The sequence below is a fragment of the Leeuwenhoekiella sp. A2 genome (assembly GCF_047946655.1).
Taxonomy (GTDB): domain Bacteria; phylum Bacteroidota; class Bacteroidia; order Flavobacteriales; family Flavobacteriaceae; genus Leeuwenhoekiella.
On sequence record NZ_CP172311.1, the window covers coordinates 3,285,824 to 3,311,063 of the forward strand.

General features: G+C 38.0%; 21 protein-coding genes. All 21 read left to right on the forward strand.

What is annotated here, in order from left to right; all coding sequences use genetic code 11:
- The first annotated feature begins 75 nt into the window (after positions 1–75).
- Positions 76–588 carry a hypothetical protein gene (locus ACH3PA_RS14445; RefSeq protein ID WP_416442950.1) on the forward strand — a complete coding sequence of 171 codons (513 nt, stop codon included), beginning with the start codon at positions 76–78 and terminating at the stop codon, positions 586–588.
- Positions 589–609: 21 nt separating this feature from the next.
- On the forward strand, positions 610–1,272 hold the full coding sequence (locus tag ACH3PA_RS14450) for a hypothetical protein (protein WP_416442948.1): 663 nt from the start codon (positions 610–612) through the stop codon (positions 1,270–1,272).
- Positions 1,273–1,383: 111 nt separating this feature from the next.
- Complete coding sequence (locus ACH3PA_RS14455; RefSeq protein WP_416442946.1) at positions 1,384–2,172, forward strand: sensor histidine kinase; 789 nt, start codon at positions 1,384–1,386, stop codon at positions 2,170–2,172.
- Between the two features lie 102 nt (positions 2,173–2,274).
- A complete protein-coding gene (locus ACH3PA_RS14460; RefSeq protein ID WP_416442944.1) occupies positions 2,275–2,925 on the forward strand; it encodes a response regulator in 651 nt (216 codons plus the stop codon).
- Positions 2,926–3,192: 267 nt separating this feature from the next.
- Positions 3,193–4,875 (forward strand): dihydroxy-acid dehydratase, encoded by a 1,683-nt coding sequence (ilvD, locus tag ACH3PA_RS14465; protein WP_416442942.1) that lies wholly within the window; start codon positions 3,193–3,195, stop codon positions 4,873–4,875.
- A gap of 9 nt (positions 4,876–4,884) precedes the next feature.
- Positions 4,885–6,618, forward strand: a complete 1,734-nt coding sequence (gene ilvB, locus ACH3PA_RS14470; protein ID WP_416442940.1) for a biosynthetic-type acetolactate synthase large subunit — start codon at positions 4,885–4,887, stop codon at positions 6,616–6,618.
- A 2-nt stretch (positions 6,619–6,620) separates the two neighbouring features.
- A complete protein-coding gene (gene ilvN / locus ACH3PA_RS14475; RefSeq protein ID WP_416442938.1) occupies positions 6,621–7,157 on the forward strand; it encodes an acetolactate synthase small subunit in 537 nt (178 codons plus the stop codon).
- 117 nt (positions 7,158–7,274) lie between these two features.
- Positions 7,275–8,777 carry a ketol-acid reductoisomerase gene (gene ilvC, locus ACH3PA_RS14480; RefSeq protein ID WP_416442936.1) on the forward strand — a complete coding sequence of 501 codons (1,503 nt, stop codon included), beginning with the start codon at positions 7,275–7,277 and terminating at the stop codon, positions 8,775–8,777.
- Positions 8,778–8,793: 16 nt separating this feature from the next.
- Complete coding sequence (gene ilvA / locus ACH3PA_RS14485) at positions 8,794–10,059, forward strand: threonine ammonia-lyase IlvA (RefSeq protein ID WP_416442934.1); 1,266 nt, start codon at positions 8,794–8,796, stop codon at positions 10,057–10,059.
- Between the two features lie 4 nt (positions 10,060–10,063).
- Positions 10,064–11,665, forward strand: a complete 1,602-nt coding sequence (locus tag ACH3PA_RS14490) for an NADP-dependent glyceraldehyde-3-phosphate dehydrogenase (RefSeq protein ID WP_416442932.1) — start codon at positions 10,064–10,066, stop codon at positions 11,663–11,665.
- A gap of 417 nt (positions 11,666–12,082) precedes the next feature.
- Positions 12,083–12,724, forward strand: coding sequence for a GNAT family N-acetyltransferase (locus tag ACH3PA_RS14495; RefSeq protein ID WP_416442930.1), 642 nt, complete (start codon positions 12,083–12,085; stop codon positions 12,722–12,724).
- Entirely contained in the window at positions 12,717–13,904 is a 1,188-nt protein-coding gene (locus ACH3PA_RS14500) for an argininosuccinate synthase (protein WP_416442928.1), read from the forward strand. The genes ACH3PA_RS14495 and ACH3PA_RS14500 overlap by 8 nt, the downstream gene beginning before the upstream one ends.
- Positions 13,901–14,878, forward strand: coding sequence for an N-acetyl-gamma-glutamyl-phosphate reductase (gene argC / locus ACH3PA_RS14505; protein WP_416442926.1), 978 nt, complete (start codon positions 13,901–13,903; stop codon positions 14,876–14,878). Before ACH3PA_RS14500 ends, argC begins: the two co-directional genes overlap by 4 nt.
- Before the next feature lie 125 nt (positions 14,879–15,003).
- Complete coding sequence (gene proC / locus ACH3PA_RS14510; RefSeq protein ID WP_416442924.1) at positions 15,004–15,804, forward strand: pyrroline-5-carboxylate reductase; 801 nt, start codon at positions 15,004–15,006, stop codon at positions 15,802–15,804.
- The gene (locus ACH3PA_RS14515) at positions 15,801–16,928 is read left to right on the forward strand and encodes an aspartate aminotransferase family protein (protein ID WP_416442922.1); all 1,128 of its coding nucleotides are present in this window, start codon (positions 15,801–15,803) and stop codon (positions 16,926–16,928) included. Before proC ends, ACH3PA_RS14515 begins: the two co-directional genes overlap by 4 nt.
- A gap of 115 nt (positions 16,929–17,043) precedes the next feature.
- On the forward strand, positions 17,044–18,027 hold the full coding sequence (locus ACH3PA_RS14520; RefSeq protein ID WP_416442920.1) for an N-acetylornithine carbamoyltransferase: 984 nt from the start codon (positions 17,044–17,046) through the stop codon (positions 18,025–18,027).
- Position 18,028: 1 nt separating this feature from the next.
- Positions 18,029–18,808 carry an acetylglutamate kinase gene (argB, locus tag ACH3PA_RS14525; RefSeq protein WP_416442918.1) on the forward strand — a complete coding sequence of 260 codons (780 nt, stop codon included), beginning with the start codon at positions 18,029–18,031 and terminating at the stop codon, positions 18,806–18,808.
- Positions 18,805–19,869: a M20 family metallo-hydrolase gene (locus ACH3PA_RS14530; RefSeq protein WP_416442916.1), complete on the forward strand. Its 1,065-nt coding sequence runs from the start codon at positions 18,805–18,807 to the stop codon at positions 19,867–19,869. Before argB ends, ACH3PA_RS14530 begins: the two co-directional genes overlap by 4 nt.
- A gap of 517 nt (positions 19,870–20,386) precedes the next feature.
- Positions 20,387–21,673 (forward strand): argininosuccinate lyase, encoded by a 1,287-nt coding sequence (gene argH / locus ACH3PA_RS14535; protein ID WP_416442914.1) that lies wholly within the window; start codon positions 20,387–20,389, stop codon positions 21,671–21,673.
- 87 nt (positions 21,674–21,760) lie between these two features.
- Positions 21,761–22,432: a hydrolase gene (locus ACH3PA_RS14540; protein ID WP_416442912.1), complete on the forward strand. Its 672-nt coding sequence runs from the start codon at positions 21,761–21,763 to the stop codon at positions 22,430–22,432.
- A 473-nt stretch (positions 22,433–22,905) separates the two neighbouring features.
- A complete protein-coding gene (gene katG / locus ACH3PA_RS14545) occupies positions 22,906–25,155 on the forward strand; it encodes a catalase/peroxidase HPI (protein ID WP_416442910.1) in 2,250 nt (749 codons plus the stop codon).
- Positions 25,156–25,240: the final 85 nt, after the last annotated feature.

Consider the following 25,240-nt stretch of genomic DNA (forward strand, 5'->3'; position numbering starts at 1 on the left):
TATTTACCTGATGGGTACTAGTGATAGGCAGATTTTAGAGTACTTTTATTGTCTAACCTTCATAAACCTTTTTACATGAAAACTTATTTGATTAACCATGGCAATAAATTGATAGTATTCTTTGTATTTATAGCTTTAAGCGCATGTACAAATGGCCCAAAATCTGATGCAAAAACAGATCCGCCTAGTGGTGTTATAAGCAGTAAGGAAGCGATGGTGCTAGACGAGACATATACGCGCACTAGAGTGCAGGCTATAGATTCTGCCATTGGTAAAAAAGATAATCGTTCAAGCTGGTGGTCTGTTCAGGAGTTAAAAGATTATATCGCTTACGCGGAAGAACAGGCAAATGAACAAGGCTATAAACTAGAAGGCCTGCGAATTTATCAGGGAGCGTATCCTATGGATTATCCAGATCAAAAGGTTGCAGGTTATAGTACTGTTTTTATTGTGCCTACGGGTGTTAAAAATGATAAGCAGACTGGTAGCTTTTTTAATTTTAGCATGCAGGGATCAGATATTACATCAATATCGCCTTTAAACAGAGGTCATCAGGGAAACCCGCCACAAGCGAGCTATCCTCAATAATAAATCATAAAACAGCAATTGATGGAAGAACTGAGTTCTTACTCTCAATATTTAGAACTGATAGCAGCGGTAATAGGTATTATTAAGTACAACCATTTTAAGCACACAAAATTAAAATATGTACTGTTTTTTTTATGTTACGTAGCACTCAATGAATTTTTTGCCGGTATGTGTTATCCCGTATTGGGGATTCCTAATTACATACCCTATAATATTTATTATTTAGTTCATTTTGCATTTTTCTTGTGGTGGTATAGCAGTTTAATGTTTACAAGGTCAAGAAGAAATATTTTACTGATTTTATTGCTTATTTACACGATTTTCTGGCTAATTGACGCGATTTTTATTCAAAACTTCTCTTATGAATTTTTGAACAACAGTTATACGCTGGGCGCTGTTTTAATTACAGTTGCTGCGTGTTTCTATTTTATAGAAATGCTAAATCGTGATGTGGTAATGCATATTACAAGTTCACCCTATTTCTGGGTTTCATTTGGTTTACTTGTTTATTGTGTTACCTATCTTCCTTTTGAGGTCGCAATAACCTTTATGGTAAAAGAGAATCTTGCCATTTGGAGTGTTGTGCTCTTTATTATTAACAGTCTTCAATACTGTTGTTTTGCAATAGCTTTTATAAAAACCCATAAATCATATACAGAACATCTAATTCACCCCAATGAGTAGTCAATTCATCTTAGCGTTAATAATTTTAATAGCTATTGTTCTTTTTTTAGCAGTATTAGTTTTGAGTGCCGTATTAATTTATCTCAATGCAGAAAAGATAAAATACATTAAATGAAAGTAGAAGAGGTAATAAATTCTGAAGAATTACAAGTGCTCATAGCGGCCAGTTCTGTGGTTTTGCTCATATTGCTAATTACTGTGGTGTGTTTATTCCTCATATTTCAAAAGCGTAAACTTAAATTTATAGATGAGAAGAATGCTGCAGAAAAAAAGTATATAGAGGAGGTAGCTCGTACACAGATTGAGATTCAGGAGAATACGCTAAAGAATGTAAGTTGGGAGTTGCATGATAATATAGGTCAACTACTTTCTGTGGCTAATATGCAGCTTAATATGCTACAGGCAGATCTTAAAGAAGTTTTACATATTACCGAAGTAAAAAGTCTGGTTGCTCAGTCGCTTCAGGAAGTGCGTGCTTTGTCTAAAAGTCTCAATAACGAGGTGCTTAATAATGTAAGTTTAATTGAAAGTATTGAGAACGAACTCAGCCGTTTTGAGCGTATAAACTTTCTTAAAACCGAACTCAAAATTGATGGTACTGTTTGGGATATACCCAAAAATGACCGGGTTGTTTTATTTAGAATCGTGCAGGAGTTTTTTGCAAATGTTATTAAGCATGCAAAAGCAGATCTGCTTGTAGTTAATCTGAGTTTTTCTCAGGACATACTACAAATTGATATGCATGATAATGGGGTGGGTTTTGATATGGACACAATATCTAAAAATTCAGGTTTGCTCAATATTAGCAGTCGCGCAAAATTAATAGGGGCTCAGCTTGATATAACTTCTAAGCCTAAAACAGGTACTTACCTTAAAATGAAGTACTTGAGGAGCGTATAAAGTTTAAGTTCTAAAATAAATTAACAAATCTTTAAAAGAATTAGTAAATTTAGGGTAGTAATTCCCCCGGTTCCTTTACGTACTGAAGAATAATTTAAAATTATGAAAATCAAAACTATAGGTATAGTAGACGATCATGTGCTCTTTGCCCAATCCCTTCAGGGTCTTATCAATAGTTTCGAAGGTTTTGATGTGCTATTTATGGCAAAAAATGGTAATGATCTGATCAATAAATTAGATGTCGCAGGCAAGGATCCTGATATTATTTTGCTTGATATCAATATGCCTGTTATGAATGGTTTTGAAACCATCGCCTGGTTAAATAAACATAAACCACATATAGATGTTCTTGCATTGTCTATGGATGATGATGAAAATACTATAATCCAAATGCTGCGTTTAGGTAGTAAAGGGTATTTAATTAAAGATATTCATCCTGAGACTTTAAAGATGGCGTTAAATGAGGTTATAGAGAAAGGTCATTATTATTCAGATCATGTTACGCAGGCTCTTCTTGATAGTGTGAACAATAAAGGAAAAGATACAGATGCAGATAACTTTTCGTCACGTGAACTTGAATTTATGAAGCTCGCATGTTCTGATAAGACCTATAAAGAGATTGCAGACGTCATGTGTCTTAGTCCTAAAACGATAGATAATTACAGAGATACACTTTTTAAAAAGCTGGAAGTGCGAAGTCGCATAGGTCTGGTGCTATATGCGCTAAAAAATAAAATAGTAAGAAATCAATGATTTAGAATAACTTATAAATACAATAAACCTTCTGTAGAAGCAGGAGGTTTTTTTATGGAATAAAGCCTTGACAAAATCGGTCATTTTGATACTAAAATCGGTCAATTCTGATTAGTTTTTGGCACTGGCTTTAGTAGAATTTTTAGTATTAATTAATTGAAATTCAGTAAATTAAATAGAAGTGTTAACGATTGACCTTTAATATCAATTTCAAATCAAAGACAAGAACAAGAATCAATTATATAATTTCGAAGTAGAATAACATTTATGGAATTAAATAAATACAGTAAAGCAGTAACTCAGGATCCTACACTGCCGGCAGCACAGGCAATGTTACACGCCATCGGTTTAACAGATGATGATTTAAAAAAACCTTTAATAGGCATTGCAAGTACAGGTTATGAGGGTAACCCTTGTAACATGCATCTTAACGACTTAGCAACTTTCGTAAAGAAAGGAACAGAAAATGCAAATTTGGTCGGTTTGATTTTTAATACCATAGGTGTAAGTGATGGTATTTCTAACGGAACTCCGGGTATGCGTTTCTCGCTGCCTTCAAGAGATCTAATCGCAGATTCTATGGAGACTGTGGTCGAGGCCATGAGTTATGATGGTTTAGTTACAGTTGTAGGCTGTGATAAAAATATGCCGGGAGCTTTAATGGCGATGTTGCGATTAAACAGACCGTCTATTTTAGTTTATGGCGGCACCATTGCCTCGGGTTGTCATAACGGTAAAAAATTAGATATAATTTCGGCTTTTGAGGCCTTTGGTCAAAAAGTAGCGGGTACGATAGATGAGACAGAATATAAAGAAGTAATTCATAAAGCTTGCCCTGGTGCTGGTGCTTGTGGTGGTATGTACACAGCAAATACAATGGCTTCGGCGATTGAAGCTTTAGGGATGTCTTTACCTTTTAATTCATCAAATCCTGCTGTAAGTGACGGCAATATTAAAGAACAGGAATCTATTAGGGCGGGAGAGGCTTTGCGCTTACTGCTTGAGAGAAATATTAAGCCTTCAGATATTGTTACTAAAGAATCTTTAGAGAATGCCTTCAGACTGGTAACTGTGCTGGGTGGTTCTACAAATGCGGTGCTTCACTTTTTAGCTATTGCGAAAGCTGCGCATGTAGAGTTTACTCTTGATGATTTTAAAAGAATAAGTGACAATACGCCTTTATTAGCAAACCTAAAACCAAGCGGTAAATATTCAATGGAAGATTTACACGGCGTGGGTGGTATTCCCGGAGTTTTAAAATACATGTTAGATAATGATATGCTTCACGGCGATTGTCTTACAGTAACCGGTAAAACCCTGGCCGAAAATCTTAAAGATGTTCCTAATCTTTTAGAAGATCAGGATATCATAAGTACCCTTGAAAGCCCAATAAAAGATACAGGACATATAAGAATACTTTTTGGTAATCTGGCAACAGAAGGTGCTGTTGCAAAGATCACTGGTAAAGAAGGACTTTATTTTAAAGGTCCGGCAAATGTGTTTGATAGTGAGACAGCAGTAAATATTGGGATCAAATCTGGTGAAGTAAAAAAAGGTGATGTTGTTATCATTCGTTATGAAGGTCCTAAAGGAGCACCGGGAATGCCAGAAATGCTTAAACCTACATCTTCAATTATGGGAGCTGGTCTGGGAAAAGAGGTTGCTTTAATAACAGATGGTCGTTTCTCTGGTGGCTCTCATGGTTTTGTGGTGGGTCACGTTTCGCCAGAAGCACAAGTAGGCGGTAACATCGCTTTGGTGCAAAATGGCGATATTATCGCTATTGACGCCGAAAAGAATACGATTAATATCGAAATTTCTGATGAAGAATTAGAAAAAAGAAAACAAAACTGGCAGGCTCCCAAATTAAAGTTTGAGCGTGGCGTGCTTTATAAATATGCAAAAACAGTTTCGTCTGCATCTAAAGGCTGCGTGACGGATGAATTCTAGAATTGGCTTATGGAGACACAAACAATTAAGTTACAGGCACAGGATACACTTGTTACCGAAAGGTTAACAGGAAAAGAGGCGATCATAAAATGTTTGCTTGCAGAAGGAGTCGATATTCTTTATGGATATCCAGGCGGTGCCATTATGCCTGTTTATGACGAGCTTTATAAATACCAGGATCAATTGCATCACGTGCTTACACGTCATGAGCAAGGCGCAACACATGCCGCTCAGGGTTATGCGCGCGTGAGTGGTAAAGTAGGAGTAGCGATAGCAACTTCTGGTCCCGGGGCTACAAATCTTGTTACAGGAATTGCAGATGCGCAGATTGATTCTACGCCTATTGTTTGTATTACAGGACAGGTAGCTTCACATCTTTTAGGTAGTGATGCCTTTCAGGAAACTGATATTATTGGTATTTCAACTCCGGTTACAAAATGGAATTATCAGATCACAAAAGCTTCTGAGATCCCAAAAATATTAGCGAAAGCTTTTTACATCGCAAAAAGCGGTCGCCCGGGACCCGTGCTTATAGATATTACAAAAGATGCTCAGTTTGAGGAGTTTGATTTTGTGTATCAAAAGTGTACAGGTATTCGCAGTTATAAGCCTATTCCTGTTGTTAATAAAACGAAATTACAGGAAGCTGCCCACTTGATTAACAATGCTAAAAAGCCAATGATCGTTTGGGGTCAGGGCGTTATTTTAGGCAAAGCTGAAGAAGAATTCAAAGCTGTTGTTGAGAAGTCTGGTATTCCTGCAGCATGGACGATTTTAGGGGTTTCTGCAATACCTACAGATCATCCTTTAAACGTAGGTATGGTAGGTATGCATGGTAATTATGCGCCTAATATGCTAACTAATGAGTGCGACGTTCTTATTGCGATCGGGATGCGTTTTGATGACCGGGTGACTGGTGATCTTAATTCCTACGCAAAACAGGCTAAAATCGTTCATTTTGAGATAGATCCCGCCGAAATTGATAAGAACGTAAAAACTGATGTTGCTGTTCTTGGGAATAGCAAAGATTCTCTTGCGGCTTTATTGCCGTTACTAAATGAGAATAAGCACGATGAGTGGCATCAGCAGTTTAAAGATATGTATGCTACAGAATATGATCAAATTATAAAAGATGATATTCATCCTACTAAAGAGGGTCTTACTATGGGCGAGGTTTTAGAAGGTATTAATAAAGTGAGTGGTGGCGATGCTGTTATTGTTTCAGACGTAGGTCAGCATCAAATGATCGCCTGCCGCTATGCAAAATTCAATAAATCACAAAGTAACGTTACTTCCGGTGGTTTAGGAACTATGGGTTTTGCGCTTCCTGCAGCAATAGGTGCAAAAATGGGAGCTCCGCAAAGACCTGTTGTTGCGATTATAGGTGACGGCGGTTACCAGATGACAATTCAGGAATTGGGGACTATTTTTCAGACTAAGGTTCCAGTGAAGATCGTCGTATTAAATAACGAGTTTTTAGGAATGGTGCGCCAGTGGCAACAGCTGTTTTTTGATAAACGCTATGCTTCAACTAATATGATCAATCCAGACTTTGTGACTATCGCAAAAGGATATCATATAGAAGCTCAAAAAGTAACTAAAAGAGAAGATTTACCAGCTGCAATTGAAGCTATGATGGCTTCAGAAGATGCTTACTTTCTTGAAGTTATGGTAGAAAAAGAAGATAACGTATTTCCTATGATCCCATCGGGAGCTTCGGTTTCAGATATTAGATTAAGTTAGTTATGAGCGCAACAAAAACATTTACAGTTTCGATTTATACCGAAAATAATATCGGTCTATTAAATCGTATTTCGGCTATCTTCCAGAGAAGACATATTAACATCGAGAGTTTAAACACTTCTATTTCAGAAATTGAAGGAGTTTCACGCTTTACCATCGTAATTAATGTAACCGAAGAACAGATCAAAAAGATAATTGGTCAGTTGGAAAAACAGGTAGAAGTAATAAAAGCTTTTTACCATACAGATGAAGAAACAATATTTCTTGAGGCTTGTCTTTTTAAAATAAAATCAGACCTTTTGTTTGAAGAGCGCCAGATTCAGAATATAATTAAAGAAAGCAACTCTAGAATTGTCACTGTAAATCGTGAATTTTTCGTTCTTGAGAAATCAGGCAAACGCAGCGAGATCGAATTATTATATCGCGAACTTAGCGCTTTCGGGATTATGCAGTTTGTACGTTCTGGCAGAATCGCGGTTACAAAAGACGAAATGAAAATATCGACTCTTTTAGCCGAATTTTCGGTCGAAAGTGTGTAAAAATCGGCTTGAATAGTAAATATTTAATGAGGTAAGCCTCAACAAAAAAACCTGTAAAAGGGCAAATAAAACAATAACCTAATACCAAAAAAGTCCCATCATTTTGGGCAAAAGATTATGGCAAATTACTTTAACACTTTATCCCTAAGAGAACAACTGGCACAGCTGGGGAAGTGCCGTTTTATGGAGGCAGCAGAATTTGAAAGTGGTGTAGAAGCTCTTAAAGGAAAGAAAATTGTAATCGTGGGTTGCGGTGCTCAAGGCTTAAATCAAGGTCTTAACATGCGTGATTCAGGTCTTGACATTTCTTATACATTGCGTGAAGCGGCGATTAAAGAAAAACGCGCTTCTTATAAAAATGCGACAGATAATGATTTTGTTGTTGGGACGTATGAAGAACTTATCCCAGATGCTGATGTAGTTTTAAATCTTACTCCAGATAAGCAACATACAAATGTTGTAACGACTATAATGCCTTTGATGAAAGAAGGTGCTACGCTTACCTATAGTCACGGTTTTAATATTGTAGAAGAAGGTTTGCAGGTGCGTAAGGATATTACCGTAATTATGGTAGCGCCTAAATCTCCTGGTTCAGAAGTACGTGAAGAGTATAAAAGGGGCTTTGGTGTGCCTACATTAATTGCTGTGCATCCTGAGAACGATCCTAAAGGTGAAGGTCTGGATCAGGCAAAAGCTTACGCCGTTGCTACAGGAGGTCACAAAGCAGGTGTGCTTGAATCTTCATTTGTCGCTGAAGTAAAAAGTGATCTAATGGGTGAGCAAACCATACTTTGTGGTGTGTTACAAACCGGTTCTATCTTGTCTTTTGATAAAATGGTAGAAAAAGGAATTGAGCCTGCTTACGCGGCGAAATTGATTCAATACGGTTGGGAAACGATTACTGAAGCTTTAAAGCACGGTGGTATTACAAATATGATGGATCGTCTTAATAATCCATCTAAAATCAAAGCTTTTCAGCTTGCAGAAGAACTAAAAGAAACTATGCGCCCGCTTTTTGAGAAGCATATGGATGATATTATGTCTGGTCACTTCTCTAAAACTATGATGGAAGATTGGGCAAATGATGATGCTAATCTTTTAAAATGGAGAGCAGAAACCGGTGAAACAGCTTTTGAAAAAACTGAAGCTACAGATGCAGAAATTAGCGAACAAGAATTTTTTGATCACGGTACATTGCTTGTCGCTTTTGTAAAAGCAGGAGTAGAGCTTGCTTTTGAAACTATGACAGATGCCGGTATTATTGAAGAATCTGCTTATTATGAGTCACTTCATGAGACTCCGTTGATTGCAAATACCATCGCTCGTAAAAAATTATTTGAAATGAACCGCATCATTTCAGATACTGCAGAATATGGTTGCTATTTGTTTGATCATGCATGTAAACCTTTGTTGAAAGACTTCATGACAAAGATAGATACAGATGTAATTGGTAAAGCTTTCGCGAAAGGAAATCAGGTTGACAATAAAGAGTTGATCGCAGTAAATGATGAGATACGCAATCATCCTGTAGAAGAAGTAGGAGCGTGGTTACGTGAGTCAATGACTGCCATGAAAGAAGTAAGAACCGTTACCGAGAAAGAAGAATCGGTTTTAGCATAAATTGTAAAGACCAAATATGAGTAACACAAAGACCACATATTTCCCGTCGCTCGAATCTGTTAAAGAAGCTGCAGAGACATTAAAAGAAGTAGCCCTGGTTACACCTTTGATGAAAAGTTTAAGTTATTCACGTGAGTTTCGTGCAAACGTATTACTTAAACGTGAAGATTTGCAGCAGGTACGCTCTTATAAAATTCGTGGAGCGTTCAACATGATAAATTCACTTAGTGAAGAAGATCGACAGAAGGGAATTGTGTGTGCGAGTGCAGGTAATCACGCTCAGGGCGTAGCTTTTGCCTGTGCTAAACTTCATATTCTGGGTACTATTTATATGCCTGCACCTACTCCTAAACAGAAGATAGAGCAGGTTAATATGTTTGGCGAAGATTACGTAGAGATCGTTTTAACTGGCGACACGTTTGATGATGCTTACAAAGCAGCAAAAGAAGCCTGCGATCTACAAGGTAAAATATTTGTACATCCGTTTGATGATGAGAAAATTATAGAAGGTCAGGCTACGGTAGGGCTAGAGATAATTGAGCAATCACATGTAGAGATTGATTATGTTTTTGTTCCTGTAGGTGGCGGCGGACTGGCTTCCGGGTTAAGTACGGTTTTCCATTTGCTTTCGCCAAATACAAAAATTATAGGAGTTGAGCCGGAAGGTGCGCCATCTATGAAAACATCAATCATGAATAAGGAAAATACAACCTTATCTATGATCGAGAAGTTTGTTGACGGTGCGGCTGTACAGCGTGTGGGTGACCGCAATTTTAATATCTGTAAAGAATATCTTTCAGAAATGGTAACCGTGCCAGAAGGTAAAGTTTGCCAGACCATACTTGATCTCTACAATAAAGATGCGATAGTGGTAGAACCAGCGGGTGCGCTTACTCTCGCTGTTCTTGAACAATATGCTGAAGAAATTAAAGGCAAAAATGTTGTCTGCATTGTAAGCGGTAGTAACAACGATATTACACGTACCGCAGAAATTAAAGAACGCGCTTTATTGTATCAGGGACTAAAGCATTATTTTATTGTGCGTTTCCCGCAAAGAGCGGGAGCTTTAAGGGAGTTTTTAGCCGAAATTATGGGTCCTGAGGACGATATTACGTTCTTTCAATACTCTAAAAAGACGAGTAGAGAAGATGGTCCTGCTGTTGTAGGAATCGAAATTAAACGTAAAGAAGACCTTGAGCCTTTGATTAATAGAATGAAAACTCGTAATTTTTACGGAGAATATTTAAACGATAAACCCAACCTTTTTGAATTTTTAATTTAACGAAATGGACCAACAACTAACCGATCAAAAAATACCTTCTCAATTTAAAGTAAAACCCATAGAACAGCGTGAATATCTCGTTGATGGTAAACTTGTAAGCTGGGACGGTAAAACCGCTGATGTTTTTTCTACAATTCGTACAGAAGTTGATGGTACATATGCTCCTACACATTTAGGATCTGTTCCGCAATTGGGCGAAAAGGAAGCATTAGAAGCTCTTGAAGCTGCTTCAAACGCTTATGATAAAGGTCAGGGCTTGTGGCCTACAATGAAGGTTGAAAGCCGCATAAAATGTATGGAGGCTTTCGTTGAAAAAATGAAAACCAAGCGAGAAGAGGTTGTTAATTTTTTAATGTGGGAAATTTGTAAAAATTATCCCGATTCTCAAAAGGAGTTTGACCGTACAGTTGAATATATCTACGATACCATAGAAGATTACAAAAATATGGATCGTGACAGTGCAAAATTCCATAAGCAAGATGGAATTCATGCACACATTCGCAGAGGTCCGTTAGGTGTTGTTTTGTGTCTTGGGCCTTATAATTATCCACTAAATGAAACTTTTTGCCTGTTGATCCCTGCATTAATCATGGGAAATACGGCAATTTTTAAACCCGCTAAACACGGTGTTTTATTAATATCACCACTTCTGGAAGCTTTCCAGGAAAGTTTTCCTCCCGGGGTTGTAAATATAATTTACGGTCGTGGTCGCGAAGTGGCTTCACCCATTATGAAGACTGGTAAAGTTGATGTTTTGGCACTAATTGGTCACAGTTCATCAGCAAATGCTTTACAAAACCTACATCCTAAAAAGAACCGTTTGCGTTTAGTTTTAGGTTTAGAAGCTAAAAATCCTGCTATAATTTTACCCGATGCAGATCTTGATCTTGCGGTTTCAGAATGTATCGCAGGTACGCTATCTTTTAACGGTCAGCGTTGTACTGCTTTAAAAGTGGTTTATGTTCATGAAAATATAGCTGAAACTTTTAACCGTAAATTCTCTGAAGCTGTCGACGCTTTAAAATTTGGATTACCCTGGGAAGATGGTGTTAAACTCACTCCGCTTCCAGAACCTGATAAACCCGCTTATATTCAGGGATTAATAGATGATGCGCTTGCAAAAGGAGCTGAGATTATCAACGAAAAAGGGGGTGAAAAGACCGATAATTACATCTATCCGGCGGTTTTATTTCCGGTTTCTAAAGATATGAAGGTGTACCAGGAGGAGCAATTTGGCCCTGTAGTTCCTATTTTAACTTTCAAAACTATTGACGAGCCTTTAGATGACATGGCAGAATCTAACTATGGTCAGCAGGTTAGTTTGTTCGGTAAGGAGGTTAAAACTTTAGCCCCACTTATTGACACATTGGTAAATCTGGTTTGTAGAGTTAACTTAAATAGTTCTTGCCAGCGTGGTCCTGATGTGTATCCTTTTACCGGTAGAAAAGATTCTGCAGTAGGTACACTAAGTGTTCACGATGCTCTGCGTTCTTTTTCTATTAGAACATTTGTGGCTTCAAAAGACAATGAATATAACAATGCCATTCTTAACGAACTTCTGGACACTAAAAAATCTAATTTCGTAAGTACAGATTATATTCTTTAATGCTTAATTAATATTTCAAGCAATTGATTTTTAGGAAGAATTGATTTCTATGGATAGAAATTGAATTTTAATACTATTTTAGATACATTATAAAAAAAATGTTCTACATTCGTTTTATGATTACTAATGAAAATAAATTACCGGTAACTCCCAGTAGGCGCACACCACGTCCTCGTCGTTGTGCGCGTATATAATTGCCCATCACTCAGTTACCAATATTTATTTTTAATTCAATGTTTTCTTTTCCTTTTCATTTTTTAGCTTTTAGTATTGACCATAATAATGGCAATTCTAATTCATTTAGGCTATGCCGCCGTCGCCCCATAGGGGTGCAAAATTTAATGAAACTAAGGTGAGTCCGGTTTCTTTCACAACGGTAAATCAAAATCTTTTTATTAATTTTTCAATTACAGCATTATGGATATTGTAATTGCCAATAAGTCCCATGCGGGATATGCACAATTAATTTGTGATACAATAGCAGAATCGGCCAAAGTTCGTGGTACCGGTATAGCTAAGCGCACACCTGAATATGTCATCACTAAGATGGAAAACGGGAACGCTATCATCGCTTTAGACGGCGATAAATTTGCAGGCTTCTGCTACATAGAGGCCTGGGGTCACGGCAAATTTGTGGCAAATTCAGGACTTATTGTTCACCCTGATTATAGAAGTCGGGGGTTGGCAAAGGACATCAAAAAGGTGATTTTTGAGCATTCGCGAAAGAAATATCCAGACGCAAAAATTTTCGGTATAACAACCGGTCTGGCTGTGATGAAGATCAATAGTGATCTGGGTTATCGCCCTGTTACTTTTTCAGAACTAACAGATGATCCTACTTTCTGGAAAGGCTGCCAGACTTGTCGCAACTATGATATTCTGCAACGTACAGAGCAAAAAATGTGCTTATGCACAGGCATGTTGTATGATCCTGCAAAAGAGAAAGAAAAAGTAAAGACCGAACAGGAAAATAAAGTCAACAGCAAAAATTTCACGCGATTAAAAAGTATAAAAGAAACCTTGTTTCTTAAAAAAGAAAAAGTAAAAACTCATGAATAAGCTTGTTCTGGCATACAGTGGTGGTTTAGATACTTCTTACTGCGCCAAATATTTATCTAAAGAAAAAGGTTTTGAAGTACACGCCGTAAGTATTAACACCGGCGGATTTTCACAGGAAGAAATTGACGAAATCGAGCAAAAAGCACTAAAAATCGGTGCAAAAAGCTATAAAAACGTTCAGGCTGTAGATACTTTTTATAATAAGGTTGTGAAATATCTTATCTACGGGAATGTTTTAAAAAACAACACCTATCCGCTTTCAGTAAGTGCAGAGCGTATCATTCAGGCGGTTGAGATAATCAACTACGCAAAATCTATTGGTGCAAAATATGTTGCTCATGGTAGCACAGGCGCCGGTAACGATCAGGTACGTTTTGATATGATCTTTCAAACGCTCGCTCCTGAAATTGAAATTATAACTCCTATTAGAGATTTAAAACTTTCGCGTGAAGCGGAAATTGAATATTTAAAAAGTCAGGGCGTAGAAATGGCCTGGGAAAAAGCTAAGTATTCTGTAAACCGCGGACTTTGGGGAACCAGCGTAGGTGGAAGCGAAACACTTACTTCACATAAAGGTTTACCGGAAGAAGCGTATCCTTCTCAAGTGCAAAAGCACGAAAAGGAACAGGTTGTTCTTACTTTCACTAATGGCGAACTTACCGCTGTTAACGGCAACGAAGATACACCGGTAAAAAATATCGAGATACTACAAGAACTTGCTTCACAATTTGGTATTGGTCGTGATATTCATGTGGGTGATACGATAATTGGTATAAAAGGTCGTGTAGGTTTTGAAGCCGCAGCTCCTATTATCATTATAAAAGCGCACCATTTGCTCGAAAAACACACGTTGACCAAATGGCAAATGCAGCATAAAGATTACATGTCAAACTGGTACGGCATGCATTTACATGAAGGTCAATATCTTGATCCTGTGATGCGTAATATGGAAGCTTTTTTAAACGACAGTCAGGCAAATGTGAATGGTGATGTTTATGTGACGTTAAATCCTTACAGGTTTACTTTAGAAGGAATAAAATCTGATAATGACTTGATGAATGCCTCTTTTGGCGCTTATGGCGAAATGAACAAAGGCTGGACGGCAGATGACGCGAAAGGATTTATAAAAATTCTGGGAAATCAGAACAAAATCTATAACCACGTAAACGCTGAGAAATGATCAAAGCAGGAATCATAGGTGGAGCGGGATATACGGCTGGCGAACTCATACGTATTTTGCTGAATCATCAATATGTGGAGATCGATTTTATTTACAGCACTTCTAATGTGGGTAATGCAGTTAGTAAGATTCATCAGGATTTATTGGGCAGTACAGATCTGAAATTTTCAGGTGAGGTAAATGCGGCTGTAGATGTTGTTTTTTTATGTTTAGGACACGGAAATTCAAAAGCTTTTTTAGAAGAACATCTTTTTCCTGAAAGTACTATTGTTATAGATCTCAGTAATGATTTTCGCTTAAAACCAGATGCACAATTTCAAGGTCGCGAATTTATTTATGGTTTAACCGAATTAAATAAAACAGCGATTAAAGAAGCGGGTTCTATTGCAAATCCGGGTTGTTTTGCAACAGCGATTCAGCTTGCATTGCTTCCGCTTGCAGATGCAGGTTTAATTAAAGATGATGTGCATGTAAATGCGGTTACCGGTGCGACCGGTGCAGGAACTTCACTTTCTGCTACTACGCATTTTACCTGGAGAGATAATAATTTTTCGTATTACAAACCCTTCACTCATCAGCATATGGGTGAGATCAATCAGTCGGTAAAAAGCTTGCAGGGAAATTTCGCTAAGGAAATCCATTTTTTGCCCAATAGAGGCGATTTTTCCAGAGGAATTTTCGCAACAGCGTACACTTATTTTGACGGTGATCTTGAAGAGGTGACTTCTATTTACAAGAAATTCTATGAAGACGCTCCGTTTACCTTTGTTTCAGAGGACGAACTTCATTTAAAGCAGGTGGTAAACACAAATAAATGTCTAATTCATTTGCATACGCACAACAACAAATTATTGATCAGTAGTGTGATGGATAATTTATTAAAAGGCGCATCGGGACAGGCAGTAGAAAATATGAATCTTGTTTTTGGACTTCCACAAACCGAAGGATTACAACTAAAAGCATCCTATTTTTAAACAAAAGCTCCTCTCCTAATTTAGGAGAGGTGTTTCGGCAAAGCGGAAACGGAGAGGTAAAGAATAAATATTTTCGCTTTAGCGAAAAACCATCCTTTAAGGGTGAGGAAACAAAATAAACGACAATGAAAATAGCCATAATTGGTACCGGTAATCTGGGTCTTGCCATTGCAAAAGGTTTGGTTACAAATAATGCAATAACGACATTATATCTTACCAAAAGAAATCCGGCAGCCATTGAAGAATGGGCGGAGTATAAAAATGTATTTGTTACTGCAGATAATGTGGAAGCGGTGCAAAAGTCAGACATTATCATTTTTGCTGTTCAACCCAGCCAGATAGAAAATATTCTTCAAAGCATAAAGGGAGAATTGACAGACAAACATGTTTTGATCTCAACAATTACTGGTTATCAGATCAACCAAATTGAAGCTGTTGTTGGTCCCGATCAATTTATCATTCGGGCGATGCCAAATACTGCGATTGCTGTAGGTCAATCTATGACCTGCCTAAGCAGCAACGAGAAAGGCATGAAACGCATTAAAGTTGCTGAGGCTATTTTTAACCGTTTAGGGAATTCCTTGATTATTCCTGAACACTTGATGCAGGCTGCAACTGTGGTTTGTGCAAGCGGGATTGCTTTCTGGATGCGCCTGATACGTGCAACAACTCAGGCGGCAATACAAATGGGTTTCGACTCAAAAGAAGCTCAGGAACTTGCTATGCATACTTGTAATGGAGCTTCAAGTTTGTTGATTCATTCCGGTAATCATCCCGAAGAAGAGATTGATCGTGTAACCACACCACGAGGTTGTACCATAGAAGGTTTAAATGAGATGGAACATAAGGGACTGAGTTCGTCATTAATACAGGGAATGGTCGCTTCGTACAACAAAATAAGCAATATAAAACTGGAGCAAAAATGAGTTTATTTGATGTTTATCCACTTTATGATGTAACTCCGGTTAATGCAAAAGATGTTTTTGTTTATGACGAAAAAGGAGTCGAATATCTTGATTTATATGGCGGTCACGCCGTTATTTCTATAGGTCATGCACACCCTGAATATGTTGCAAATTTATATGATCAGGTACAAAAAATAGGTTTTTACAGCAATGCGGTTCAGAATCCGTTACAGGAAGAATTGGGTGAGCGTTTGCCTGCTTTCGCGAAATGTGATGGTTACCAGTTATTTATGTGCAATAGTGGGGCAGAAGCTAACGAGAACGCTCTAAAGCTTGCTTCTTTTGCTACAGGAAGAAAAAAAGTGGTCTCATTCACCAATAGTTTCCACGGAAGAACTTCTGCTGCTGTAGCCGCTACAGACAATGCTAAGATCGTTGCTCCCATTAATGCTCAACAGGAAGTTGCTTTTCTCACTTTGGGAGATTTGGAAGCGCTTGAAAATGAACTTTCAAAAGAAGATATTTGTGCTGTAATTCTCGAATTTATTCAGGGAGTTGGCGGACTTGATGAAAGTACCGCGGCATTTTATGAAGGCGTAGATGCACTTTGTAAAAAGTATGGTACAATGCTTATCGCTGATGAAGTTCAGGCTGGTTTTGGGCGTACAGGAGCGTTTTTTGCCTTCCAGGAGTATAATATTGAGCCCGAAATTATTTCGATGGCAAAAGGTATGGGCAACGGGTTTCCTGTTGGCGGGGTTTTAATTCACCCTTCCATTAAGCCTGAGTACGGAATGCTGGGAACAACTTTTGGCGGCAATCATTTGGCGTGCAGAGCTGCGCTTACTGTTCTGGATGTTTTAGAAAAGGAAAACCTGATGGAACACGCCAGAATTATGTCTGAATATTTTTTCGCGAAAGCGGAGCATATTCCACAAGTCAAAAAAATAAAGGGCCGCGGATTAATGTTGGGATTAGAATTTGATTTTGAAGTGGGCCCGATGCGCAAGCAACTTATTTACGATCACCACATCTTCACCGGAAGCGCAAAAAACAAAAATCTATTGCGGATTTTACCCCCTTTAACGATGAAAAAAGCCCATTTTGACCGGTTTTTTGAAGCCTTGGAGCAGGTTTTAAACTAACGTCAATCTGAAACTGAATTGTAACACTGAGCCTTTCGAAGTCTTATTTAGGCTTTAGAATAAAATTTGCAAATATGTCAGGCTGAGCTTGTCGAAGCCACATTAAATATCAATAATGAAAAAATACACCGAACTTACAGACATAGAAGATTTGCCCGCGCTTATCGCGCAGGCTCGTGAATTAAAGAAAAACCCGTTTGCTTTTGAGCATTTGGGCCATCATAAAAGATTAGTGATGTTGTTTTTTAATAGCAGTTTACGTACGCGTTTAAGTACAGAAAAAGCAGCACGTAGTCTGGGTATGGAAGTAACAGTAATGAACTTCAATAGCGATGCCTGGAAACTCGAGTTTGAAGATGGAACGGTGATGAATGCAGATACTTCAGAACATATAAAAGAGGCCGCGCAGGTGATTTCGCAATATGCAAATATTATTGCCGTTCGTGCTTTCCCTACGTTGACAGATAAAGAAAAAGATGAATCTGAATATGTGATTCGCAGTTTTGTAAAATACGCTTCGGTACCGGTTGTAAATATGGAAAGTGCTACGGCGCACCCATTGCAGGCGCTTGCAGATGCAATTACAATTACTGAAAAAAATACGGTTAAGAAACCAAAAGTCGTTTTGAGCTGGGCACCGCATCCTAAAGCTTTGCCGCAAGCTGTGGCAAATTCATTTACAGGAATGATGCAAATGATGGATATTGATTTTGTGATCACGCATCCTAAAGGTTATGAATTGAGCCCGGAAGTTGTAAAAGATTCAACAGTAATTTACGATCAGGAAGAAGCGCTAAAAGATGCAGATTTCGTTTACGTGAAAAACTGGAGCAGCTATTCAGATTACGGTAAGATCACAAATACTGACGAAAATTGGATGATTACCAAAGAAAAATTGGGCGAAGCAAAATTTATGCACTGCCTGCCGGTAAGGCGTAATGTAATTGTAGAAGATGCTGTTCTTGATAGCGATCATTCTTTGGTTATAGAACAGGCAAATAACCGGACTTTTGCGGCTCAGGTCGTTTTAAAGCAAATTCTGGAAACCGCACAGTCTGGCGAAATATTAAAATCTCATAAGTTAACTTCTCACATGTAATATGAAACCTGTACTGAATATTGTAAAAATAGGCGGGAATATTATAGAGAAAGAGGAAGATTTGCAGGCATTTATAGCCGATTTTGCTCAGTTGCCGGAACCTAAAATTCTGGTTCATGGCGGCGGGAAACTGGCCACACAAATGGCAAACGAACTAGGGATTGAGGTGAAAATGACTCAGGGAAGGCGAATTACAGATGCCGAAACTCTTGATGTGATCACAATGGTTTATGGCGGTAAAGTCAATAAAAATATTGTAGCACAGTTGCAAAGTCATTCCTGTAATGCTATCGGTCTTTCAGGAGCAGATGGCAATACGGTGCTTTCGGTTAAAAGGCCGGTGAAAGAAGTAGATTTTGGCTTTGTGGGTGATGTGGTAAAAGTAGATGATCAAATTATAGATTCATTGCTTAGTGCCAAACTTACTCCTGTTTTTTGCGCGATCACCCATGATGGTAACGGTCAGTTATTCAATACTAATGCAGATACGATTGCTTGTGAGATAGCCCGTGCATTTGCAGAAAAATACGAAGTTGTACTGTATTATTGTTTTGAAAAAGCCGGTGTTTTACTTGATGTTGAAGATGAAAGTTCGGTTATTGAAAGTATAGATACAGATACTTATAGAGATCTAGTCGCTCAAAAAATAGTAGCAGACGGGATGCTGCCCAAACTTCATAATTGTTTTTATGCATTAGAAGGCGGTGTAGATCAGGTACGGTTAGGAAAACCTGAAATGCTCAGTAATAATAACATTCCGTTCACCAAATTAGTTTTATGAACATAACAGAATTGACTCAAAAAGCAATCGATCTGCTGCAAAATTTAATTTCGACGCAGTCTTTTTCGTCAGAAGAAGATAACACCGCGACGCATATAGAAAACTGGTTTAAGGAATACGGGATTCCCTTTACAAGAACTGTAAATAACGTTTGGGCAACAAATAAATATTTTGACGAAAGCAAACCCACGCTCTTATTAAATAGTCACCACGACACCGTTCAGCCTAATAATGGTTACACAAGAGATCCTTTTAGTCCGGATATTGAAGATGGAAAATTATTTGGCTTGGGAAGTAATGACGCAGGCGGTTGTTTGGTTTCATTAATTGCAACTTTCACTAATTTTTATGCCGAAGAAAATCTGAAATATAATCTGGTTTTAGTCGCTTCCGCGGAAGAAGAAAGCAGCGGCGCAAATGGTCTTAATAGTATGCTAAAGGTTATTCCGCCTGTTGATGTTGCGATTGTAGGCGAACCCACATTAATGAATTTGGCTGTAGCCGAAAAAGGATTGGTTGTTTTTGATGCTGTTGTAAAAGGAACTCCGTCACACGCAGCACATCCCAATACTGATAATGCGATTTATAAAACGATTCCTGTTCTGGAATGGTTCAGGGATTTTAAATTTGAAAAGATTTCGGAAGCTCTGGGTGAAGTCAAAATGACTGTAACGCAGATCAATGCAGGGAAACAGCATAACGCGGTTCCGGCAGATGTGAGTTTGGTTATAGACGTTCGGGTAAATGATAAATATACAAATCAAGAAATAACCGACTTATTACAGCAAAAATCGCCCTGTGATGAGCTAAAACCTCGTAGTCTGCGGTTAAATTCCTCTAGTATTCCAGTAGATCATGAACTCGTAAAAGCCGGAATAGCATTAGGAAGAACCACTTACGGCTCACCTACTTTGAGCGATCAGGCAGTTTTAACTTGTCCGTCACTTAAATTAGGTCCAGGTGATAGCACACGCTCGCACAGTGCAGATGAATTTATTTATGTGCACGAGATAGAAGAAGGGATTGATTTATATATTAAACTTTTAAGTAAAATATTGTAATGGAATGGGAACCTGCAAGGTCTCCAAGACCTTGTAGGTTTATATAATTGTAAGTTTTAGCAATCAAAATTGAAATGGGAAAGACCTACAAGGTAGACAAAACCTTGCAGGTCGCCAAGTCGTTTTGAAGAGGAACGATTTTTAAATCGTTCACTTTTATAAATAAACAATAATTATTTTAGGCTTAGAATAAAATATTGAAAGCGTCATTCTGAATTTATTCCGATAGCTATCGGAACAGAATCTCAAACTGCTCATAAAAATATTATGGGAACCGGAAATACCTTAGGGAATCTAATCAACCTGCAAGGTCTCAAAGATCTTGTAGGTTTATATAATTGTAAGTTTTAGCAATCGAAAATAAAACAGGAAAGACCTACAAGGTTGATAGAAACCTTGCAGGTCAACCAGTCATTTCAAAGTTGGTACAACTGAGAAATCATCTATTTTTACACAGAAACAATATATTAATAAATTCCCCTCCGTTGAGAGTGGTTAGGGGAGGAAAAAACAAATTATGAAACTCTGGGATAAAGGAATAAGCATCGACGATAAGATCATGAATTTTACGGTAGGCAACGACCGCGAGATCGATATGCATATCGCAGCGTATGATGTGCAGGCAACGACGGCGCATGTGAAGATGCTTCACAAAATTGGAATTCTTGATAAAAGCGAACTTGAAAACCTCCTCCCAGAGCTAGAAAAGCTCGCCCAGAGTATAAAAAATGGCAGTTTTATTATAGAAAATCACTTTGAAGATGTTCATAGTAAAATTGAAGCCGAATTAACCGCCGCTTTAGGCGATACCGGAAAGAAAGTACACACCGCACGGTCTCGCAATGATCAGGTACTGGTGGCGCTACAGTTATATTTTAAAGATAGTTTACAAGGTATAAAGGCGCGTACCATCTCCCTTTTTGAAACCTTGATGCAATTGGCAGAAACGAATCAGGAAAAGCTTTTGCCCGGTTATACACATTTACAGGTTGCTATGCCCAGCAGTTTTGGACTTTGGTTTTCTGCTTACGCGGAATTACTGATTGATGATTTAATCATGCTGAAAGCGACCCAACAAGTTGTAGATCAAAATCCATTAGGTTCTGCGGCAGGTTATGGGAGTTCGTTTCCTATTGACCGCGAATTCACAACTCAGGAAATGGGTTTTAACACGCTTAAATATAATGTGGTCGCAGCACAAATGGCTCGTGGTAAAAGTGAGCGAACGCTTGCCGCAACTTTAGGCGGACTAGCAAATACTTTAGCGCGTTTCTCAATGGATATTTGCCTGTATATGAGTCAGAATTTTGGTTTTATAAGCTTTCCGGAGAAATTAACCACCGGAAGCAGCATCATGCCTCACAAGAAAAATCCGGATGTTTTTGAGTTAATTCGGGGGAAATGCAATAAAATTCAGGCGCTTTCCAGCGAAATGATCTTAATTACAAATAATCTTCCCAGCGGTTATCACAGGGATTATCAATTGCTAAAAGAAAATACCATCAGCGCTATTGAGACTATGAAAGATATTCTTGAGATCTTTGATTATTCAATCGCTCAAATAGAAGTGAAAGACATTGACCTAACAGATGATAAATACAAATATCTATTTACGGTTGATAGTATTAATGATTTGGTTATGCAGGGCAAATCTTTTCGCGAAGCATATCAAATTATAGGAGGTCAGGTTCAGGAGGGTAGTTATTCCCCTGAAGCCGGGAAAAAGCATACCCATGTAGGGAGTATTCATAATCCGGGTTTTGAACAAATTAAGGACAAAATGAGATCTCTGGTAAAGTTATAACTGCGTTGTTTTTAATTAGTTTCTTTTAACAAAAGCCTAAGAATTAGGTATCTGTTTTTTCATCATTTTAGATAAAAGTAAAACGTGATGAAAAAGGAAGATCTTATTCCCGCATTTGGCAGCAAACTCCGCACAAACATTGTGACTGTACCTGAGATTATCAATGAATGTTCAGGAATTCGGGTCTTTGGGCAGCTCTTAAAATCTTTTCTTTTTAGTACAGATATCGCGATTATAAGAAATACAAATGCCAATGCTATAATTGCGGTATATCCATTTACTCCTCAACCTATTATAAGTCAGGCTTTGATTACCGCTGCAGATAAACCTATTTTTTGTGGAGTAGGAGGAGGTGTGACTTCAGGTTTGCGATCTGTAGAATTAGCCCTTCATGCGGAATTTCAAGGTGCTTTAGGTGTGGTGATCAATAAACCTGCAAGCAATGATTTAATAAAGGAGTTAAAGCAGAAAATTGATATTCCCGTAACAATTACGGTAGTTTCAGAACTTGATGATATTGAAGGAAGACTTGAAGCAGGAGTAGACATATTCAATGTTTCTGGTGGTGAAAATACTTCTCAAATTATCTTAAAAATACGCTCGATCGATAAAAATGTTGCCATAATTGCAACCGGCGGAAAAACTGAAGAGACAATAGCTCAGGTTATTAAGGCAGGTGCCAATGCTGTCTCATATACACCGCCTTCTACAGGAACTTTATTTAAAGAGATTATGAAGAAGTATAGAAGTGAATGCTAGATTATGTTGTAGTTGTATTCAAATGCCCTCAATACTTACGCAAACTAGTAGATGAAAATTGGCAGACTTTTTCAAGACTTCAGGAAATATCTAAATTATTAACCGATTTTGACCGTACAGACGCAATTTTTGGCATCTGTAGACGGATTTTTCGATTCCGAAAATCTGTAAATTACGGACAGAAATGGGTGGTTTTACAATTCTTACCTTTTCGTAATAGTTAAATATCAGGAGAAATCCGGGCAGAATTCTGCGCAAAAAATTATAAGGAGAACACATTAAGATGCTTCTATATCCATAGCAATATTTCAGATCTGCATACTCTGTAATAATTTATCTTTTAAATCTTTTTAGTAAATTAAGGCCTATATAAAAAAGTAATAGTTTTTTATTATTTCTAAATCAAAAAGATAGATAAAAACTATCGACTTAAATATTGTAAATTCGTGCTTTAATAACAAAAATCGACAATAATGGAAGATAAATCAAATTCGCTATCCGGAACTCATAAAGTGTGGGAGGTTAACGAATCTTCAGCAAAGTGCCCATTTTTGAATGACAAAATGGATCATGTTGCTGGTGGAGGCACAAGTAATAAAGATTGGTGGCCTAATCAACTGAACTTAAATATACTGCGTCAAAATTCAGATAAAGTTGATCCTATGGACAAGGATTTCAATTATGCTGAAGCATTTAAAACATTAGATTTACAGGCAGTAAAAAATGATATTTACGGATTAATGACTAACAGCCAGGAATGGTGGCCTGCAGATTACGGGCATTACGGTCCTTTCTTTATTCGTATGGCATGGCATAGTGCAGGTACGTATCGTATACAAGACGGTCGTGGTGGTGCCGGTTCAGGTTCTCAACGTTTCGCACCTTTAAATAGCTGGCCAGATAATGCTAACCTTGATAAAGCTCGTTTACTTCTATGGCCTGTTAAAAAGAAATATGGTAAAAAATTATCATGGGCAGATTTATTGGTTTTAGCTGGTAACTGTGCACATGAGTCAATGGGATTAAAAATGTTTGGCTTTGCCGGTGGTCGTGAAGATGTATGGCAGCCGGAAGAAGATATCTACTGGGGTTCTGAAACAGAATGGCTGGGTAACAAAGAGCGTTATGCAGAAGGAGATTTAGAAAGCCCTCTTGGTGCTGCCCATATGGGATTGATCTATGTGAATCCTGAAGGACATAATGGTAACCCTGATCCGCTTGAGTCTGCTCATTATATTCGTGAGACTTTTGGCCGTATGGCAATGAATGATTATGAGACTGTAGCATTAATTGCAGGCGGTCATACTTTTGGTAAAACTCATGGTGCCGCAGATCCTTTAGAATATATAGAAGAAGAACCCGCTGCAGCAGGAATTGCAGAGCAGAATTTGGGTTGGAAAAATAAATTTGGAACAGGTAAAGGCGCAGATACTATTACCAGTGGTATTGAAGGTGCATGGACAAATACTCCTACTAAATGGAGTCATACTTATTTTGAAAATCTATTTGGTTTTGACTGGGAATTAACAAAAAGCCCTGCCGGAGCTTTTCAATGGAAACCAAAAGATAATGCAGGTGCAGGTACGGTTCCAGATGCACACAGGCCAGACGTAAAGCATGCTCCTTTCATGTTGACAACAGACCTTTCTTTAAAAGTTGATCCTGCTTATGAAAAAATATCAAGACACTTTTTAGAAAACCCTGAAGAATTTGCAGATGCTTATTCTCGTGCCTGGTTTAAACTAACGCATAGAGATATGGGCCCTATTGAAAGATACCTGGGTCCTGAAGTACCACAGGAAGAATTGATCTGGCAAGATCCTGTTCCTGCGGTTGATCATGAGTTGATAAATGAGCAAGATATTGCTGCTCTAAAAGAAAATATTTTGGCTTCAGGCTTATCAATAGCAGAACTTGTTTCTACAGCATGGGCATCAGCTTCTACATTTAGAAATTCAGATAAACGTGGTGGTGCTAATGGTGGTCGCATAATGTTAGAACCACAAAGAAACTGGAAGGCTAATAATCCTGATAGATTGAAGAAGGTAGTTGATACACTTGGTGGTATCTATAATGATTTTAATAGTTCTCAATCTGGCAATAAGAAAGTGTCTATGGCTGATCTTATTGTTTTAGCAGGTTGTGCCGCAGTTGAGAAATCGGCTAAAAATGCTGGTTACGAACTAACAGTACCTTTTGCGCCTGGCCGTACAGATGCAAGTGCAGAGCAGACTGATATAGAGGCTTTTGAAGCACTTGAGCCTCATGTAGATGGTTTCCGTAATTTTGCAAAAAGAAAGTACAGCGTAGCGACAGAAGCACTTCTTGTTGATAAAGCTCAGTTACTTAATTTGACTGCACCAGAAATGACTGTTTTAATTGGAGGTTTAAGAGCGCTAAATGCAAATTATGATGGTTCTAAGCACGGTATATTTACAGATCGTCCTGAAACACTTTCAAATGACTTCTTTGTAAACCTACTTGATTTTGGAACGACATGGAAGGCAACTTCTGAAGATGATGAATTATTTGAAGGTAGAGATCGCGCTACTGGTCAGGTGAAATGGACAGGTACTCGTGTAGATCTTATTTTTGGTTCAAATTCAGAATTGCGTGCACTTGCAGAAGTATATGCATCTGATGATTCTAAAGATCGCTTTGTAAATGAGTTTGTTGCAGTTTGGAACAAAGTGATGAACCTTGATCGTTTCGATTTAAAATAATTAGAAACTATTTATTTACAATTAAAAGGGAGCAATTGCTCCCTTTTTTTATACCAATCAAATTGTAAGAGAAACGCGATACTAA